This is a genomic window from Massilia sp. WG5 (assembly GCF_001412595.2).
Classification (GTDB): Bacteria; Pseudomonadota; Gammaproteobacteria; order Burkholderiales; family Burkholderiaceae_D; genus Telluria.
This window is the reverse complement of record NZ_CP012640.2, coordinates 996209-1013284: the sequence shown is the minus strand read 5'-3', so window position 1 is coordinate 1013284 and position 17076 is coordinate 996209. Positions and strand designations below refer to the sequence as shown.

Below are 17076 nucleotides of genomic sequence, written 5' to 3'. Positions count from 1 at the left end.
GGGACGCGCCATGGCCCTCGACTGGCGCCAGCCGCTGCCGCGCGAACAGATCCGTCCCTTCCTGGCGAAGTCCGACCTGGCGGGATGGCGCATGCTGGCCTTTAACTGGGCCCTGATCGCGGCCTGCTTCGGGCTGGTGATGTGGCGGGCGAATCCGCTGACGGTTGCGGTCGCCTTGCTGGTCCTGGGCGGCCGCCAGCTCGGCCTCGGCATCCTGATGCACGAGACCGCGCACCGTTCGCTGTTCAGGACCGCGGCGCTCAACGAATGGCTCGGCCAGTGGCTGTGCGCCGCGCCGATGTTCGTCGAGCTCGGGATCTACCGGCGCTATCACTTCACCCATCACCAGAATGCGGGCACGGCGGCCGATCCGGACCTGCCGAACTACGAACACTATCCGGTCAGCCGCGCCTCGTTGCGGCGCAAGCTGCTGCGTGACCTGAGCGGCCGCTCGGGCTTGCGCGCCTTCGCCGCGCTGGTGGTGCTGTATGCGAGCGCCGACCAGCGCAGCGGTTACAGCTACCGTGCCGGCGACGCCGGCGCGCGGCGGGTGCTGAGTGCGCGCACGCTGCTGCGCAACAGCTGGCGCTGCGTCTTGGCCAACGGCCTGATGCTCGCGGCCTGCGCGGCGGCCGGGCATGGGGTGGTGTATCTGGTGTGGCCCGTCGCCTGGCTGAGCACCTACATGCTGTACAGCCGCATCCGCAACGCCGCCGAGCACGGCGCGCTGCCGGGCACGCGCGAGGCCGACATCTGGCGCAACACGCGCACCGTGCTGGCCTCGTGGTGGGAACGGCTGACGGTGGCGCCGAACTACGTCAATTACCACTTCGAACACCACCTGGTGCCGGCGGTGCCGGCCTGGCAGCTGCCGCGTTTCCACCGCTGGCTGCGCGAGCAGGGAGCGTATGCGCACGGCGCGCCGCTGGAACGCGGCTACGCCCAGGTGCTCAGGCGCATGGTGGGCGAGGCCGCCTGAGCTTCACAGGCCCGCGTAGGGCGACTTCCCACCCTCCGCAATGAAGGCGTCGATCCGCGCCTCCAGCACCGGCAGCGGCACCGAGCCGAGCTGCAGCACGGTATCGTGGAAGGCGCGGATGTCGAACTTCGGCCCGAGCGCCGCCTCGGCCTTCCGGCGCGCGTTCATGATCGCCATCTCGCCCAGGTAGTACGACAGGGCCTGGCCCGGCCAGGAGATGTAGCGGTCGACTTCGGTTTCGATCTCGTGCTCGGACAGGGCGGTGTTGTCGTGCATGTAGGCTTGCGCCTGCGCGCGGGTCCAGCCCTTGGCATGGATGCCGGTGTCGACCACCAGGCGCGCGGCGCGCCAGGCCTGGTAGCTCAGCATGCCGAACACTTCATAGGGCGTCTCGTAGATGCCCATCTCGCTGCCCAGGCGTTCCGAGTACAGCGCCCAGCCTTCGCCGTAGGCCGAAATATAGGCCCTGCGGAAGGGCGGCACGCCTTTCTGTTCCTGCGCCACCGGCATCTGGAAGGCGTGGCCCGGCGCCGACTCGTGCAGGGTCAGCGCGGGCAGGCTGTACAGGGCGCGGGCCGGCAGGTTGTAGGTGTTCACCAGGTAGACGCCGGGACCGCCGCGCGCCGAGGTGTAGTAGGGCGCCTGGTCGGGCGGCACCGGCACGATCGCGAAGCGGCGGCGCGGCAGGTAGCCGAAGAACTGGCCGGCCTTGGCGTCGAACTTCTTGGCGATCCAGGCCGCGCGCATCAGGAGCTCGTCCGGGGTCTTTGCATAGAAGCGGGGATCGCTGCGCAGGAAAGCCAGGAAGGCCGGCAGCTCGCCCTTGAAGCCGGCGTCGACCATGGCCTGCTGCATCTCGGCGCGGATCTTCGCCATTTCCGACAGCCCGATGCGGTGGATTTCCTCGGGCGTCATCGAGGTGGTCGTGTACTCGACGATCTTCGACTGGTAGTAGGCCTTGCCGTCCGGGAGGCTCTCGGCGGCCAAGGCGGTGCGCGCCTTCGGGAAGTAGTCGCTGCGGACGAAAGCCAGCACCTCGGCGTGGGCCGGCTGCACGCTGTCGCGGATCGCGGCCACGCCCGCCTCGCGCAGGCGCGCCTGTTCGTCCGCAGGGATCGCCGCCGGCATCTCCTTGAAGGGCGTGTAGAAGATGGTGTCCTGCGGCGCTTTCGCTTCGGCGACCGAGACCAGCGGGGCATCGCGCCCGCTGAGTGTCACGCGCGGCGGCGTGAAGCCGCGCGCCAGGCCGGCGCGCATGTTCGCCAGCTGCTCGCGGAAGTAGCGCGGCATGTCGCGCAGCTCGGCGATGTAGTCGCGGTATTCCTGCGCCGACTTGAACGGCCGCCGCGCGGCGTAGGTGATGTCGGTCCAGAAGGCGCTGTCGGCGTTGACCGGCTGCTCGTATTCGCGGAAGCGCTGGGCTTCATGCAGGGCCTGGATCTGTGCGCGGTAGACGGCGTAGTTGATGCGCTCGGGCTTCGACAGCGCGCCCGGATCGATGCCGTCGAGGCGCTTCAGCACGCCCTCCCAGTACTGCCGCCGGACTTCCTGGGTGGCGGCGTCGACGTGCGGCAGTTCGGGGTGCACGCCTTTCGGCAGGTCCTCGTCGTCTGCCAGGCGCTGGGCGATGCGCCATTGCCATTCCTGCTGGTAGATGGCCTGGAAGCGGGCGTCGGCGGTGGTGGCCGCCACCGCGCCGGGCGCCAGGGCGGCGAGGGCGAACAGGAGCGGCAGGGCGGCCGGGCGGGGAAATATGATGGGCACTGTTTTCATGTTGCTCAGCGTTTTACTTTAGCCCAGGCCTCACCCGCGCGCCAGCTGGGCATCGCCGGCGCATTCGCCACCGCATAGCCCAGGTTCAGCGTGAACTGGGCCTGCTGCACCATGCCCGACAGGTCCCAGGCCGGGTCGTACTGGTCGCTGACCTGGTGGTAGTCCTTGGTGAAGGCGTGCATGCGGCTGGAGGAAGCGGCCGGATCGTGGACGAAGGCGAAGCTGCCGTCGCCGGAGAACACGGCCGAGCCGACGTTGAAGGCCGGAACGCCGGCCTTGGCGAAGCTGAAGTGGTCGGCGCGGAAGTAGGCGCCGCCCAGGTCCGGCACGCTCGGGGCCAGGCTCAGCCCCATCGCCTGCGCCACCTGGCGCGAGGTGCCGAACAGCGAGCTGCGCTCGGCGCCGGGCACGCCGATGTCGCGCGTCGGGCCGACGAAATTCATGCTGTCGAGATTCAGGTCGGCGGCCGTCTTCGCCAGCGGCCACAGCGGCGCGCGGGTGTAGGCCAGGCTGCCGAGCAGGCCCTGCTCCTCGGCGCAGGGCCACAGGAAGATCTGGGTGCGGCGCGCCGGATGCCCCACCGCGGCCTGGGCCATCGCCAGCATGGCGGCGGTGCCGGAGCCGTTGTCGATGGCGCCGTTCCAGATGTGGTCGGGCTGGCCGTTTTCGGTGTCGATGCCGAGGTGGTCCCAGTGCGCCGAATAGATCACGGCCTCGTCGCGCAGCTTCGGGTCGCTGCCCGGCACGATGCCGGCCACGTTGTACTCGGCCACCTGGCGCACCGTGCTCTTCACCTGGGCGTGGGCGCTGGCGGACAGCAGCACCGGCCGGAAGCCCTTGACCTCGGCGCGGGCGCGCAGGACGTCGAGGTCCTGGCCGGCGGCCTTGAACAGGGTGCGCGCCATGTCTTCGCTGATCCAGCCCTGCAGGGCGTTGCCCGGTCCGGCCAGGTGGAACTGCTCGTGCGAAAAGCTGTTCACCGGCACGCTCCACGGATAGGACGCGGAGGGCGTGGTATGGATCAGCAGGATGCCGGCCGCTCCCTGGCGCAGCGCTTCCTCGAACTTGTAGGCCCAGCGGCCGTACCAGGTCAGCGATTTGCCGCCGAAGCGGTTCGGCTCGGCGCCGGTCGGCTGCGGGTCATTGACCATCGCCACCAGCAGCTTGCCCTTCACGTCGGCACCCTGGAAATCGTTCCAGCCTTCTTCCGGCGCATCGATGCCGTAGCCGACGAAGACGACCGGCGCATCCAGGCGCGTTTCAGGCTGGCCATCGGCGTTGGCGTACACGGCGTCGCTGCCGAAGGCGGTCTCGATGGTCTTGCCGCCGGCCTCGAAGCGCAGCACGCTGCCGGGCTGGGTCTTCTGGCCAACCAGCTCGACCTTCTGGCGGTAGCCCTTGCCGGCCGCCGGCTGCAGGCCGATGGCGGCGGCCTGGGTCTCCAGGTAGCGCACGGTGAGTTCGCCGCCGCGCTGGCCGGTGCCGCGCCCCTCGAGCAGGTCGTCGGCGAGGAAGGCCAGGTGGGCGCGCAGGGGCGCTTCGCGCACCGCCGGGGCGGCGGACGCTGCGCTTGCTGAGGCGCTTGCTGGTGCGCCATGGACGGTGGGGACGGCGGCAATCAGGGTCGCTGCCAGCAGGCTGGCGGCATGGAATCGGCGGTCTGGCATGATGCGGCTCGATTTTTGTTGTAGGAAATACCGATGGTAGCAGCCCGCAGCGCCGCACGTGACAAGAAAATATTGTCACGACATTACAAGGTTTCATGACACGATCCCGTTTATAATGTGTCCACATGCCTTGGCCGCCTCGGCGGTGCCGCACAAGATAAATCCAGTTGACCTGCATGGAAAGAGACGAGAACAAGCGGCAACCATCCAGCAATGACGGTCCGGCGGGCCAAGCAGGCTCGTCCGTTGATCGGCTGCGCCCGTGGCGCCGGATCAGTAGCCAACTGGTGGCCCTGATCGGCGAGAGCGGGTTTTGCGCGCTGTTTGGCCGTGCCTTGCGTACGATGGCGGTCCGTTACGAATGGCTGAGCGTGAATGCCGCGCGCAAGTCGATCGACGGACTGCTGAGCGAGCTCGAGCGCGACCTGGCCGGCGCCGAACGCGCCATGGCCGACATCGCCAACGCGGAATTGCTGAACACATTCACCCGACAGCTGTCGACGCTGATCGGCGAGGCGCTCACGGCCCGGCTCCTCGCACATGCAACAGCCCCGGAGCAGGACGGACCGGAAGATGTACAGGAGCACAAGTAAATGACCGACAAAGTACGCCTGGGAATGCTGGCGACCGGGGTTCCCGGCCTCGATGTCCTCCTCGGCGGCGGCCTGACCGAATATTCCTTCACCCTGATCGCAGGCGCGCCCGGCAGCGGCAAGACCACGCTGGCGCACCAGATCATGTTCGCGCTGGCCGGTCCCGAACGGCGCGCGCTGTTCTTCACCGTGCTGGGCGAACCGCCGCTGAAGATGCTGCGCTACCAGCAGCAGTTCTCCTTCTTCGAGATGGCCAAGGTCGGCCCCTGCATCCGCTACGTCAACCTGGCGGACGACCTGCGCGCCGGCCATTTCAACGGCGTGCTGGAGCGCATCATGCGCGAGGTCGAGGACTTCGGCCCCGGCCTCGTGTTCGTCGATTCCTTCCGCTCGGTGATGCAGGCCGCGCGCAGCGGCAACGAAGGCCTGTCCGACCTGCAGCAGTTCATCCAGGAGCTCGGTTCGCGGATGGCGACCTGGCAGGCCACGACCTTCCTGATCGGCGAGTATTCGCAGGCCGACGTCGAGGCGAATCCGATCATCACCGTGGCCGACGGCATGATCACGCTGATCCAGGCGAGCGAGGATGACGCGGTGCTGCGCAAGGCCCGCATCAACAAGATGCGCGGCCAGGCCCATATGACGGGCTTGCACACCATGCGCATCACCGACGACGGCATCCGGGTCTATCCGCGCATCTTGCCGCCGCTGGCCGACGACCGCCTGCCGGGGGCGCCGGTCGACACCAATCCGCGCCGCATCCCGACCGGCACCGCCGGCCTGGACGCGATGCTGCATGGCGGCTTGCCGCAGGGCCACACGATGCTGGTGAGCGGCCCGACCGGGGTCGGCAAGACCATCCTCGCGACCCGCTTCCTGCTGGCCGGCGCCGCGCTGGGCGAGAAGGGCGTCGCCGTGTTCTTCGAAAAAGGCACCTCGCGCCTGCGCAATGCCGAACTGGCCGCGCTGGCGCAGTCCGGCCAGGTCGTGGTGGTCGAGAGCCGTTCGCTGTCGCTGAGCGTCGAGGAATTGCTGGACGCGCTGCTGTGTGCGATCGAGCGCACCGGCGCCACCCGGGTGGTGATCGATTCGCTGTCCGAGATCGAGCTCTACCTTGCCCCCGAGGTGCGCGCCGACCTGCGCCTGGCCGTGTTCCGGACCCTGTCCGCGCTGGCCAAGCGCGGCGTGACGGCGCTGGTCACGGTCGGCTTCGAGGATGACTTTTCCGGGCTGCGCTTCAGCCCCAGTGCGCTGTCCTTCCTGACCGACGCGGTGGTGGCCCTGCGCTTTGTCGAACTCGAGGGCGCGCTGCACAAGATCATGACGGTAGTGAAGGTGCGCGGCTGCGACCACAGCTGCGACCTGCGCGAATACCGGATCACCGACGCCGGCATCGAGGTCGACGCCCGGCCGAGCGAATACGACGGTCTGCTGACCGGGCACGCCAAGCGGCGCGACTGACGGCTGGCGTATGGATGAGGACGAAATGGAACCGCAAGACGACGACATGACGGCCTCGCAACAGCGCGCCAGTACGCACGAAGCGCTGCACGCCGCCCTGCCTGAGGAATACCTGCTGCGCCGCATCCGGATGCTGGAAGGCGAAGTCGACGCCTTGCGCGCCGCCGCCGCCGGCAAGCGGCGCCTCGAGGAGCAGCTCGCCGAGCTGCGCGAGGCCAACGAGCACCTGGTGGTGGCGGCGGTCCAGGCCCAGCATCTGCAGGAAGACGCCGAGGCCGCCAACCGGCGCCAGAACGAATTCCTGGCGATGCTGGCGCACGAGCTGCGCAATCCGCTGTCGCCGATCGGCATGGCGGCGTCGCTGCTGGGCCGCAGCCCGGACGCCACGCCCCAGTCGCACAAGCTGGCGCGCGTGATCGGGCGCCAGGTCGAGCACATGGCCAAGCTGCTCGACGACCTGCTCGACGCCGCCCGCATCAGCAGCGGCAAGATCACCCTGAAAACCCAGCCGCTGCTGTTGGCCGAGGTGCTGCAGCAGGCGGTCGAGACCATGCAGCCCTGCATCCAGGAGCGCCGCCAGACCCTGCAGGTGGAGTCGCCGCCGGAATCAGTGGTGGTCGAGGGCGACCAGGTGCGCCTGACCCAGGTGTTCACCAACCTGCTGGCGAATGCCTCCAAGTACACCGGCGACGGCGGCATGCTGCGCGTGGCGGCCCGCGCCCGCGCCGACGAGGTCGAGGTCATGATCGAGGACAACGGCAACGGCATCGCGCCCGAGATCATCCCCTATATCTTCGACCTGTTCACCCAGGGCCCGCGCTCGCTGGCGCGCTCCGAGGGTGGGCTGGGCGTGGGCCTGAACGTGGTGCGCAACCTGGTCAATATGCACGCCGGCACGGTGACGGCGGAGAGCCGCGGCGCCGGCCAGGGCAGCTGCTTCACGGTGCGCCTGCCGCGCTCCGGCGCGCGCAGCGTCGACCGCGGCCCTGCCCGGGTGGCCGTCACCGGCGGCCGCAAGCGGGTGCTGCTGGTGGAAGACAATCCCGACACCTGCGCCACGCTGGCGGCCTGCCTGCGCGACGAGGGGCATGAAGTGGTCACGGCACTGGACGGCCGCAGCGGCCTGGCGGCGGCGCTCGAGCGGCCCTACGACGTGATCCTGTGCGACATCGGCCTGCCGGGCCTCGATGGCCTGGGACTGATCCGCGCGGTGCGCGGAGCGATGGGGGGCACCCGGCCGCTGGCGATCGCGCTGACCGGCTACGGCCAGGCCGAAGACCAGGCGCGCGGCATCGAAGCCGGCTTCGACCATTACCTGGTCAAGCCGGTCGGGCTGGAGGCGCTGCTGCCCCTGATCGGTTCAGGCGCCGGCGTCCAGCGCTCCTGAGGAAGGGTTATTTGCCGAGCAGCCGCGCCAGGCGCTGCACCGCTTCTTCGATGCGTTCGTACTTGGTGGCGTAGGAAAAGCGTACGTGCCGCGCCGGCGCCGCGAAGCCGAAGTCGTCGCCCGGCACGATCGCCACATGCGCGTCTTCCAGCACCGCCTTGCCGAAGGCCGTGCTGTCGCGCGCATGCCGGTGCGGCAGGTGCGAAATATCCGCGTACACGTAGAAGGCGCCGTCCGGCATCACCGGTACGGCAAAGCCCAGTTCGCGCAGGGCCGGCACCAGGAAGTCGCGGCGGCGCTGGAATTCCAGGCGGCGCTCTTCGAAGATCTGTATGGCGTCGTCGCGGAAGCAGGCCAGGGCGGCATGCTGGGCGATCGTGGGCGCGCAGATGAACAGGTTCTGGGCCAGCTTCTCGATCACCGGCACCAGGGCCTCCGGCACCACCAGCCAGCCCAGGCGCCAGCCGGTCATGCTGAAGTACTTGGAGAAGCTGTTCACGGTGATGACATTGTCGTCCAGCGCCAGGGCGCTGACCGGTTTGTCGTCGTAGGACAGGCCCTGGTAGATCTCGTCGACGATGGCGAAGCCGCCGCGCTGCTTCACGGCGCCCAGCAGTTCGCGCGCCTGCGGCACGGTCATCGACGTGCCGGTCGGGTTCGAGGGCGAGGCCACCAGCACGCCGCGGGTCCTGTCGGTCCAATGCTCGGCCACGTGGGCCGCCGTGAGCTGGTAGCGTTCCGCGGCGCTCGAATACAGGAGCACCGGCTTGCCGCCGAAGGCGCTGACGAAGTGGCGGTTGCAGGGATAGCAGGGATCCGGCATCAGGACTTCGTCGCCTTCGGCCACCAGGGCGGCGCAGGCCAGCAGCAGGCCGGCCGAGGCGCCGGCGGTGACCACGATGCGGCGCGGATCGACCTTCAGGCCGTAGGCGCGGTCGTAGTGGCCGGCGATCGCCTCGCGCAAGGCCGGCAGGCCGAGCGATTCGGTGTACTGGGTGGCGCCGCCGCGGATCGCTTCGATGGCGGCGCTGGTGACCATCTCGGGCGCAGTGAAGTCGGGCTCGCCGACGCTCATGCTGATGACGTCGATGCCGGCGCGGCTCATGGCCGCGGCCTGCTTGACCATTTCCATGACGCGGAAGGGCTCGATGGCGTCGACACGGGAGGCTACCTGGAGTGCGCGGGCAGCGAGCGCGCTGGGGTTCTGATGTTCTGGCATCCCGCTATTCTAAATTAAGCGGCGGCCGGCTGCTCGCGCAGCAGCAGGCCCGCGCAGTCCGCCGCCGGCAGCGGACGGCTCACGTAATAGCCCTGGATCTCGTCGCAGTCGTAGTTCTCCAGTTCGCGCAGCTGTTCAATATTCTCGACGCCTTCGGCCACCACCTTCAGGCTCAGACTGTGCGCCAATCGGATCACGGCCTTGGTGATGGCGGCGTCATCAAGGTCGTCCGGCAGGTCGCGCACGAAGGTGCGGTCGATCTTCAGCGCGTCCAGCGGGAAGCGCTTCAGGTAGGCCAGGCTGGAGTAGCCGGTGCCGAAGTCGTCCACCGACAGGCGCATGCCGAGCGCCTTGATGCGTTTCAGGATCGTCACCGCGGCTTCCGGGTCGGCCATCAGCATCGATTCGGTCAGTTCGAATTCGAGCAGGGCCGGATCGACGCCGGCATCGCCGACGATGCGCTCGACGGCGGCGGCCAGGTCGGCGTGCTGGAGCTGGCGCGCCGACAGGTTGATCGCCACCGGCGGCGCCGGCAGGCCGGCCGCTTCCCAGCTGCGCAGCTGGCGGCAGACTTCGGCGATCACCCATTCGCCGACCGGCAGGATCAGGCCGGTATCTTCGAGGATCGAGATGAACTCGAGCGGCGGCACCAGGCCGCGCTGCGGATGCTTCCAGCGCAGCAGGGCTTCGAAGCCGCTGATGGCGCCGCTCGCCAGGTCGAGCTTGGGCTGGTAGTGCAGCAGGAATTCGCCGCGTTCCAGCGCCTGGCGCAGCTGCGACTCGAGCTGCAGGCGCTGCGCCGCGCTTTCGTGCAGGGCCTTCGAGTAGAACTGGTAGGTATTCCGGCCGCCGTTCTTGGCGCCGTACATGGCGGTGTCGGCGCTCTTCAGCAGCTGCTCGGCGCTGGCGCCGTTCTCCGGATAGCTGGCGATGCCGATGCTGGCCGAGACGAACAGCTGCTGGCCCTGCAGGTGGAAGGGCTGGGCCAGCGCCTCGATGATGCGGCCTGCGATGTGGGTCGCGTCGGTGTTGCTGGCCAGGTAAGGCAGCACCACCGCGAACTCGTCGCCGCCGAGGCGCGCCACCACGTTGTCGCTGCCCGCGCAGGCTTCCAGGCGCGCCGCCGCCTGCACCAGCAGCTGGTCGCCGACGCTGTGGCCGAGCATGTCGTTGACGTTCTTGAAGCGGTCCAGGTCGATGAACATCACGGCCGCGCGGTGGCCGTGGCGGCCGGCCCTGGCGATCGCGTCTTCGAGGCAGGCGCCGAGGCGGCGCCGGTTCGGCAGGTTGGTCAGGGAATCGTACTGGGCCAGGTAGGTCAGGCGATCCCTGGCGTCCTGGCGCTCCACCGCGGTGGCCAGGATGTTGGCGATCCCGCGCAGGAACACCGCATCTTCGTCTTCGAAGCGGCGCGGGAGGTCGGTGTAGGCGCCCAGCACGCCGAACTTGCCGACGCCGGCGTCCAGGCCGGCGCGCAGGCCATGCATCGCCGCCAGCGGTGCGAACCAGGGCCGCAGGGCCGAGGCGGTGACGCCGGCGAGCGGATCGCCGGGGCAGCCGATCTGCAGGCCGGCGGCCTGGGTCAGGCGGCCGGCGCCGGTGCGCAGCGTGAGCTGGCGGTCCGCGCCGGATTCGAACAGCGCCGCGCAAGGCGTGCCGAGGCCGTGCGCCGCGGCCTGGACGGCGTCGTCGAACAGCTCCTCGAGGCCGTTGGCGGCCAGCGCCTTGCGGCCGAGTTCCGCGATCAGGGTCTGGCGCTTGGCGTTCTCGACGATCGCGCGCTCGAATTCCTTGCGCGCGGTGATGTCGATGTCGATGCACAGGTAGCGCTCGATGCTGCCGCCGGCGTCGAAGATCGGGACGATGGTGCGGTACCACTGCAGCTGGCCGGCGCGGCCGCGCACCACGACCTCGCCGTTCCAGACCTGCGGCGACGGGCTCCAGGGCGCGCCGTTGCCGGCCGGGCGGCCGAACTCGGCCAGTTCGCGGCCCAGCGCCTGCGCGCGCGAATAGCCGCAGCTGCGCTCGAACAGTTCGTTGACGCCGAGGATGCGCCCGGCGGTATCGACCTCGCTCACGATGGCGGCCTGGTCGACCGCGTTCTTGTGCTGCATGAGGGAGTTGGTCAGCGAATCGATGCGCTGCCCGAACTGCACGCGCAGGCTGGCGGCGCCGCGGTTGACGGCGCGGATCGCTTCCTGGATCTCGGTCGGGGCGTCGGCGTGCAGGTCCGCTTCGGCGGTGATGCGGCCGGCGGCGACGTCGTCCTCGAAGGAGCGCAGGCGGCCCAGGTTGGCCAACCAGCGTTTCAGGAGCGTGCGCATCAGCGCCAGGCCGAGCGCGAAGGCGACGAAGGCGAAGGTCGCGGTCTCGACCGCCAGCGCCCACAGCTGGGAGGCGATCTTGTCGGCGTCGAATTCGAGGCGGATCACGCCGTAGTCGCGGCCGCCGACGCTGGCGACGCGGTTGACCTCGTACAGTTTGGAGGCGATCAGTGCGCTCAGCCAGCCGGGCGCAGGCGCGCGCTCGACCGGCGGCGCTTGCACGCGCAGGGCGCCGCCGGAAACGTCGATGAAGGCGGCGCTCTTGAACGGCGACTGGAACAACATCTTGCCGAGGGTGCGCTGGACCGTGTCGTAATCGCCGATCACTACGCTGTCCTCGATGTTCTGGGCCGCCACCTCGATCAGGGTGAGGGCGACATCCTGGGTCTCGTCGACGTGCTGCAGGAACTGGTAGCGGAAGAACAGGCCCATGCCGGTGCCGAGGAAGACCAGCATGGTCAGGCTGAACACGGCGAACACGCGGCCGACCAGGGAACGCGGCAGCAGCGAGGTCGGGAGCAGTCGCAGGAGGGGCGGACGCAAATCCGGCAGGCGCGCGGGCATGGTGGGCACGTGGCGGTTCAGCGCAGGTTGATCGGGGCGCCGGCGTAGAAGGCGCGGTAGCTGGCGTAGTCGGCGTCGCTGGCCGGCACGAAGCCGACCGGTTGCGGCGCGCTCACCAGTTCGGAAGCGGCGTCGAGGATGCGGCGGCCTTCCGGATCGCGGTGCATGCCGAGGAAGGCCTTGGCGACGGCACGCAGGTCGGCGGCCGGGACGCGCGGCGAAGCCATCAGCGCCAGGTCGTTGAATGGCGCCGAACTCCATAGCACGCGGAAGTCCTTGTGTTCGCGTCCGCTGTAGTTCCCGACCAGCTGTGAATTCGCACCGGCCGCGCGGGCCTTGCCGGCGAGCAGCTGGGTAAAGGCGGCATCCATATTGCCGGCGAATACCACATTGACCGGGATTTTACGATGCAGCAGCTCGGCGTAGGGCGCCTTGTAGGCGACCAGGGCTTCCGGGCCGGGGAAGACCACGGTCGCGCCGGCCAGGTCGGCCAGGCTCTTCACCGAAGAGCCGGCCGGCACCACGATCTGGCCCGCCACCGGCGGCGCGTCGCGGCGGCCGAACACGGTCCAGCCCATCTTTTCGCGGTCCGGGCTGAACAGGTGATTGGTGAAGGCGAAATCGACCTCGCGCGCCAGCACGTAGCTGGTGGTGTCGGCCGAGGTGCGGCCCAGCTTCAGGTTCAGGCGCACGCCGCTCTTCGCCGACACGTAGCGGATGATCGGATTCCAGAAGCCGGCCGAGACCTTCAGGTTGTACTGGTTAACCGGCGAGAAGTTGTAGCTGCGCGTCTCGGCGCGCGCATGGAAGGCAAGGGCGCACGCAAGCAGGACGAATCCGCGTTTGTCGAAGATTGGCATGGATCGGAACTGTAAGGGCCGGGAGCGCGGGCCGGTGGTTGAAGCGGGGCTGGTGCTGGGCCCGGTAGTGCTGCGAACTATAGCAGATTTCCCGTGTGCAACAGAATGCCTGTAAAGGCCTTGTTTCGTTCGTGCAACGAAAAAGCGCGCCACAAGGGCGCGCTCTGGTGGCCGGAACCGGCCGCTTACTGGTGCGACTGATGGCTCGCGGTCAGCTTGCGCATCAGCGGCAGGGCGATCAGCGCAATGACGGTGCAGGCAACGGCGCCCATGCCCAGCTTGTTGAACAGGCTGGTGTAGATCGGCAGGGTCTGGACCGGGTCGACCACGTCCTTCGGCACGCTGGCCAGGTTGGCGACCACGCCGCCCAGGTATTGCGAGATGCCGGTGGCGACGAAGTAGGCGCCCATCATGAAGCCGCTCATGCGCGCCGGCACGTAGCGCGCCACCATCGCCAGGCCCAGGCCCGACACCAGCAGCTCGCCCAGCGAGTACAGCCCGTAGCCGGCGATCATCACCCACGACGAGGTCATGCCGTTCACCGCGAACACGCCGGCCACGCCGTAGGCGAAGAAGCCGGCCGCCACCGCGGCGAAGCCGAGCGCGAACTTGCCGGCGATCGACAGGTCCTTGCCGGTGCGGCCGGCGAAGGAGTAGGCCCAGGCCAGTACCGGGCTGAGCACCATGATCCAGATCGCGTTCAGGGCCTGGAACTGGGCCGGGGACCAGGTCCACAGGTGGGCGCCGAAAACGCTGAAATCGAGGTCGACGTTACGCAGGGCGAACAGCGACAGCGAGGTCGACATCTGCTGGTAGAAGATGAAGAAGAACACGGTCTGCAGGGTCAGCACCAGGGCCGCGATCAGGCCGGCGCGCTCGCTCGGCTCGCTCTTGCGGATCAGGTGCACGAAGATGCCGAGCACGACCAGGCCGGCGACGTAGACGAAGGCGCGGGCCAGGGCCTGGTTTTCCAGGATCGCGGCCGAGCCGAACACCACCACCACCGCGCCGCCCAGCACGGCCAGCAGCTTGCCGACCTGGAGCGGGCGCTCGTCCGGCAGGCTGCCGACGTGGGCGATGGTGGCGCGCATCAGGGCCACGTTCAGCAGGCCCAGCACCAGGCCGACGCTGCACACCGCGAAGGCGGCGTGCCAGCCCAGGTTGTTGCCGTAGGTGGCGTTCACGTAATCCTTGATCCACGGCGTGGCCAGCATCGAGACGGTCGAGCCGACGTTCACCGCCATGTAATACAGGGTGAAGGCGCTGTCGATCTTGGAATCGTCGCCTTCATAGATCTTGCGCACCAGGTTCGCGGTATTCGGTTTGAACAGGCCGTTGCCGACCACCACCACGCCGAGGGCGCAGAACAGGAAGCGGGTGCTCTCGGTCGGCACCGCCATCAGCGCGTAGCCGACGGTCAGGACCATGGCGCCGAGGTACATCGAGCGCTTGGTGCCCAGCACCTTGTCGCCGATCCAGCCGCCGATTGCCGGGGCCACGTAGATCAGGGCGGCCGCCGCGCTCCAGACCAGGTTGGCGCGGCTGTCCTCGAAGCCGAGGCGCTCGACCATGTAATAGACGATCAGCGCCTGCATGCCGTAGTAGCCGAAGCGCTCCCACAGCTCGATCAGAGCGACGGTGAGGAAGGAACGGGTTTGTGTGTAGCGTAGGGGTAGGGTTTCGGTTTTCATGGGTCTCCCGGATTCTCGGATGCTCGCCTTGTGGGCACAGCAATGCCGGGATGCTACGCGAGCCCGGCCCATCGCGCAATCTCGAAAAACAGGCCGCGGCAACTGTCAAGACAGGCTCCGCCGTGTTGGCGCCTGTCGTGCGGCATGAAAAAACTTGCTGAATATAAAATGGAACGTTGCTTCGAAGACGCTTCCTTCAACCAAGGACCAATCGACACCATGAGAGTGCGCACCCACCTGAGCCTGCTCGCCGCCGCGGTCTTCCTGCCGATGATCGTCGGCGCCGGCGTCGCCATCAAGCTGCTGCTGGACGCCGAACGCCACGCCGTGCTGCGCGGCATGCAGGAGCTGGCGCGCGCCTCGGTACTGGCGATGGACCAGGAATTGACGGCCGCGATCGCCACCGGCCAGGCGCTGCAGACCTCGGGCCGCCTGACGCAGGCGAATTTCCCGGACTTCTACAGGCAGGCGCGCGCCGCCAATGCCGGCACCCGCCGCGAGACCGCGGTGCTGAGCGAGGACGGCCGGCAGCTGTTCAATACGGCGCTGCCCCTCGGCCAGCCGATCCCCGCGCCGGCGCCCGGCACGCTGCAGCGCGTGCGCGCCGTGTTCGAACGGAACCGCCCGACCGTGTCGAACCTGATTGTCGGCAGCAGCACCCACAAGTACGTGATCTCGGTCGAGCTGCCGCTGACCCTCGACGACGGCCGCCGGGTCCTGCTCGACCAGTGGTTCGACGCGCGCCACCTGAACAGCCTGCTGCCGCGCGACGTGGCGCCGGGCTGGCAAGTGGCGGTGTTCGACCGCGAGGGCGCAACCCTCGCCCGCAACCAGTCCTGGGACACCCAGGTGGGCCTGCGCGCCCAGCCGGAACTGCTGCGCGCCGTGCGCGCGGGCGCATCCCGCACCGACGTCGTCGGGCACGATGGCGTGCCGACGGCGGCCGTGCTGGCCCGCTCCGCGCTGTCCGGCTGGACCGCCGTGATCGCCGTGCCGGTCGGCGAACTCGAAACCACCGCCGCGCACGCCGTCTCGCTGATCGCCGCGACCCTGCTGTGCGCGGTGGTGCTGGCGCTGGCCGGGGCGATCCTGTTCGCGCGCCGCCTGCTGGCCGCCACCGAATACCTTGGCGCCGCCACCGAGGGCATGGCCGAAGGCTGGCTGCCGCCGCCGGCCGACCTGCGCATCGCAGAACTGAACAGCCTGCAGCAGGTGCTGCACGCGGTCTCGCGGCGTCTGCAGAAGGCCGAGACCGGGCGCCGCAAGCACCTGGCCGAGGTGCAGGCCGCGCGCAGCGTGGCCGAAGCCCAGAACCGCGCCAAGGATGAATTCCTGGCCATGCTCGGCCACGAGCTGCGCAATCCGCTGGGCGCGATCAGCTCCGCCATCGCCCTGATCCAGATGGGCGCGGGCGGGACCGCCGCCGAGCGCGCGCACCAGATCATCGGGCGCCAGAGCCGCCACCTGGCGCACCTGGTCGACGAGCTGCTCGACGCGAACCGCGTATTGAGCGGCAAGGTGGTGCTGGCGCTGACGCCGCTGGACCTCGCCGGCGCCGTGCGCGAGGCCGCGCTGACCCTGCAGACCCAGGGCGCGACCGCCGAGCATCACGTCGAGCTCGACCTCGAACCGGTGTGGGCCTGCTGCGATCCGACCCGGCTGCAGCAGGTGATCGGCAACCTGGTCGAGAACGCCGCCAAGTACACCCAGGCCGGCGGCCATATCCGCGTCAGCACGCGCAAGCGGGACGGCATGGCGGAACTGGTGGTCGCGGACGATGGCAAGGGCATCGACGCCGAACTGCTGCCGCGCATCTGGGACGTGTTCGTGCAGGGCAAAGTGGTCAACCGGACCAAGGGCGGGCTCGGGATCGGCCTCGCCGTGGTCAAGTCCCTGGTCGAGCAGCAGCATGGGACGGTCGCGGTGCACAGCGGCGGCGCGCAATGCGGCAGCACCTTCACGATCCGCCTGCCGCTCGCTGCCGAGGCGCCGCCGGTGCCTGACGCCGCGCCGCTCGCGCCAAGGTCCCTGGAGGGCCTGCGCGTGCTGGTGGTCGAGGACAACGAGGACTTGCGCGAGATGATGTGCGCGCTGTTGGGCTCGAGCGGCTGCGCGGTGAGCAGCGCGGCCGATGGGCGCAGCGCGATCCGGCTGGCCGGGCGCTGCCTGCCGCAGGTGGCCTTCATCGACATCGACCTGCCCGACATCTCGGGCCACGAGGTGGCGCGCGCGCTGGCGGAGCAGGGCGGGATCCGGCTGGTCGCGGTGACCGGCTACGGCCAGGCCGAGGATGTACGGCGCGCGCTGGCGGCCGGCTTCGACCGCCACCTGAAGAAGCCGGTGCGCCTGGAAGATCTTGAACGCGCGGTCGGGGAGCTGGACCTGGTGCGTTGAGTGCTTATTTGCAACGAAAGAATGCGCTCGCTCCGGCGCGGAAAAGATCCCGCTGTTTCATTCTCTTGGTATCGCTCCCATTTGTCGTGGACAATGCCACCCGCTTACGGCGGCGTCGGCGCATTCCTGGCGGCCGCCGCGCCGCGCGCCTGCCGGCGGACAGG

The 17076-nt window shown here is 69.1% G+C and carries 11 protein-coding genes; 5 read left to right on the top strand and 6 right to left on the bottom strand.

The window, feature by feature from the left end:
• Positions 1-10: 10 nt before the first annotated feature.
• Complete coding sequence (locus AM586_RS04365) at positions 11-979, top strand: fatty acid desaturase family protein (RefSeq protein WP_052233748.1); 969 nt, start codon at positions 11-13, stop codon at positions 977-979.
• A 3-nt stretch (positions 980-982) separates the two neighbouring features.
• Here the strand turns inward: AM586_RS04365 and AM586_RS04360 are convergent, their stop codons facing one another.
• Positions 983-2752 carry a DUF885 family protein gene (locus AM586_RS04360; RefSeq protein WP_052233749.1) on the bottom strand — a complete coding sequence of 590 codons (1770 nt, stop codon included), beginning with the start codon at positions 2750-2752 and terminating at the stop codon, positions 983-985.
• Positions 2753-2757: 5 nt separating this feature from the next.
• A complete protein-coding gene (locus AM586_RS04355) occupies positions 2758-4419 on the bottom strand; it encodes a M28 family peptidase (RefSeq protein ID WP_052233750.1) in 1662 nt (553 codons plus the stop codon).
• A 176-nt stretch (positions 4420-4595) separates the two neighbouring features.
• Here AM586_RS04355 and AM586_RS27985 point away from each other — a divergent pair, with 176 nt between their 5' ends.
• Genes AM586_RS27985 through AM586_RS04340 form a run of 3 tightly spaced genes read left to right on the top strand, consistent with a single transcriptional unit; the run spans position 4596 to position 7860 of the window.
• Entirely contained in the window at positions 4596-5012 is a 417-nt protein-coding gene (locus AM586_RS27985) for a hypothetical protein (protein WP_156328173.1), read from the top strand.
• Positions 5013-6473 (top strand): ATPase domain-containing protein, encoded by a 1461-nt coding sequence (locus AM586_RS04345; RefSeq protein ID WP_052233752.1) that lies wholly within the window; start codon positions 5013-5015, stop codon positions 6471-6473. It begins immediately after the preceding gene.
• Between the two features lie 25 nt (positions 6474-6498).
• Entirely contained in the window at positions 6499-7860 is a 1362-nt protein-coding gene (locus tag AM586_RS04340) for a hybrid sensor histidine kinase/response regulator (protein WP_052233878.1), read from the top strand.
• Between the two features lie 7 nt (positions 7861-7867).
• Here the strand turns inward: AM586_RS04340 and AM586_RS04335 are convergent, their stop codons facing one another.
• From AM586_RS04335 to AM586_RS04320, 4 genes are all read right to left on the bottom strand, one after another.
• Entirely contained in the window at positions 7868-9079 is a 1212-nt protein-coding gene (locus AM586_RS04335; RefSeq protein WP_052233753.1) for a pyridoxal phosphate-dependent aminotransferase, read from the bottom strand.
• Between the two features lie 14 nt (positions 9080-9093).
• Positions 9094-11967: an EAL domain-containing protein gene (locus AM586_RS04330; RefSeq protein WP_052233754.1), complete on the bottom strand. Its 2874-nt coding sequence runs from the start codon at positions 11965-11967 to the stop codon at positions 9094-9096.
• A gap of 17 nt (positions 11968-11984) precedes the next feature.
• Entirely contained in the window at positions 11985-12827 is an 843-nt protein-coding gene (locus AM586_RS04325) for a phosphate/phosphite/phosphonate ABC transporter substrate-binding protein (protein WP_052233755.1), read from the bottom strand.
• A 185-nt stretch (positions 12828-13012) separates the two neighbouring features.
• Complete coding sequence (locus AM586_RS04320; RefSeq protein ID WP_052233756.1) at positions 13013-14518, bottom strand: peptide MFS transporter; 1506 nt, start codon at positions 14516-14518, stop codon at positions 13013-13015.
• A gap of 219 nt (positions 14519-14737) precedes the next feature.
• Here AM586_RS04320 and AM586_RS04315 point away from each other — a divergent pair, with 219 nt between their 5' ends.
• Positions 14738-16912: a hybrid sensor histidine kinase/response regulator gene (locus AM586_RS04315; protein ID WP_156328174.1), complete on the top strand. Its 2175-nt coding sequence runs from the start codon at positions 14738-14740 to the stop codon at positions 16910-16912.
• The last annotated feature ends 164 nt before the right edge of the window (positions 16913-17076 follow it).

Bases quoted from the DNA above. Each gene is read 5' to 3' on its own strand.
- AM586_RS04365 (WP_052233748.1), top strand. From the start codon at position 11: ATGGCCCTCGACTGGCGCCAGCCGCTGCCGCGCGAACAGATCCGTCCC.
- AM586_RS04360 (WP_052233749.1), bottom strand. From the start codon at position 2,752: ATGAAAACAGTGCCCATCATATTTCCCCGCCCGGCCGCCCTGCCGCTC.
- AM586_RS04355 (WP_052233750.1), bottom strand. From the start codon at position 4,419: ATGCCAGACCGCCGATTCCATGCCGCCAGCCTGCTGGCAGCGACCCTG.
- AM586_RS27985 (WP_156328173.1), top strand. From the start codon at position 4,596: ATGGAAAGAGACGAGAACAAGCGGCAACCATCCAGCAATGACGGTCCG.
- AM586_RS04345 (WP_052233752.1), top strand. From the start codon at position 5,013: ATGACCGACAAAGTACGCCTGGGAATGCTGGCGACCGGGGTTCCCGGC.
- AM586_RS04340 (WP_052233878.1), top strand. From the start codon at position 6,499: ATGGAACCGCAAGACGACGACATGACGGCCTCGCAACAGCGCGCCAGT.
- AM586_RS04335 (WP_052233753.1), bottom strand. From the start codon at position 9,079: ATGCCAGAACATCAGAACCCCAGCGCGCTCGCTGCCCGCGCACTCCAG.
- AM586_RS04330 (WP_052233754.1), bottom strand. From the start codon at position 11,967: ATGCCCGCGCGCCTGCCGGATTTGCGTCCGCCCCTCCTGCGACTGCTC.
- AM586_RS04325 (WP_052233755.1), bottom strand. From the start codon at position 12,827: ATGCCAATCTTCGACAAACGCGGATTCGTCCTGCTTGCGTGCGCCCTT.
- AM586_RS04320 (WP_052233756.1), bottom strand. From the start codon at position 14,518: ATGAAAACCGAAACCCTACCCCTACGCTACACACAAACCCGTTCCTTC.
- AM586_RS04315 (WP_156328174.1), top strand. From the start codon at position 14,738: ATGAGAGTGCGCACCCACCTGAGCCTGCTCGCCGCCGCGGTCTTCCTG.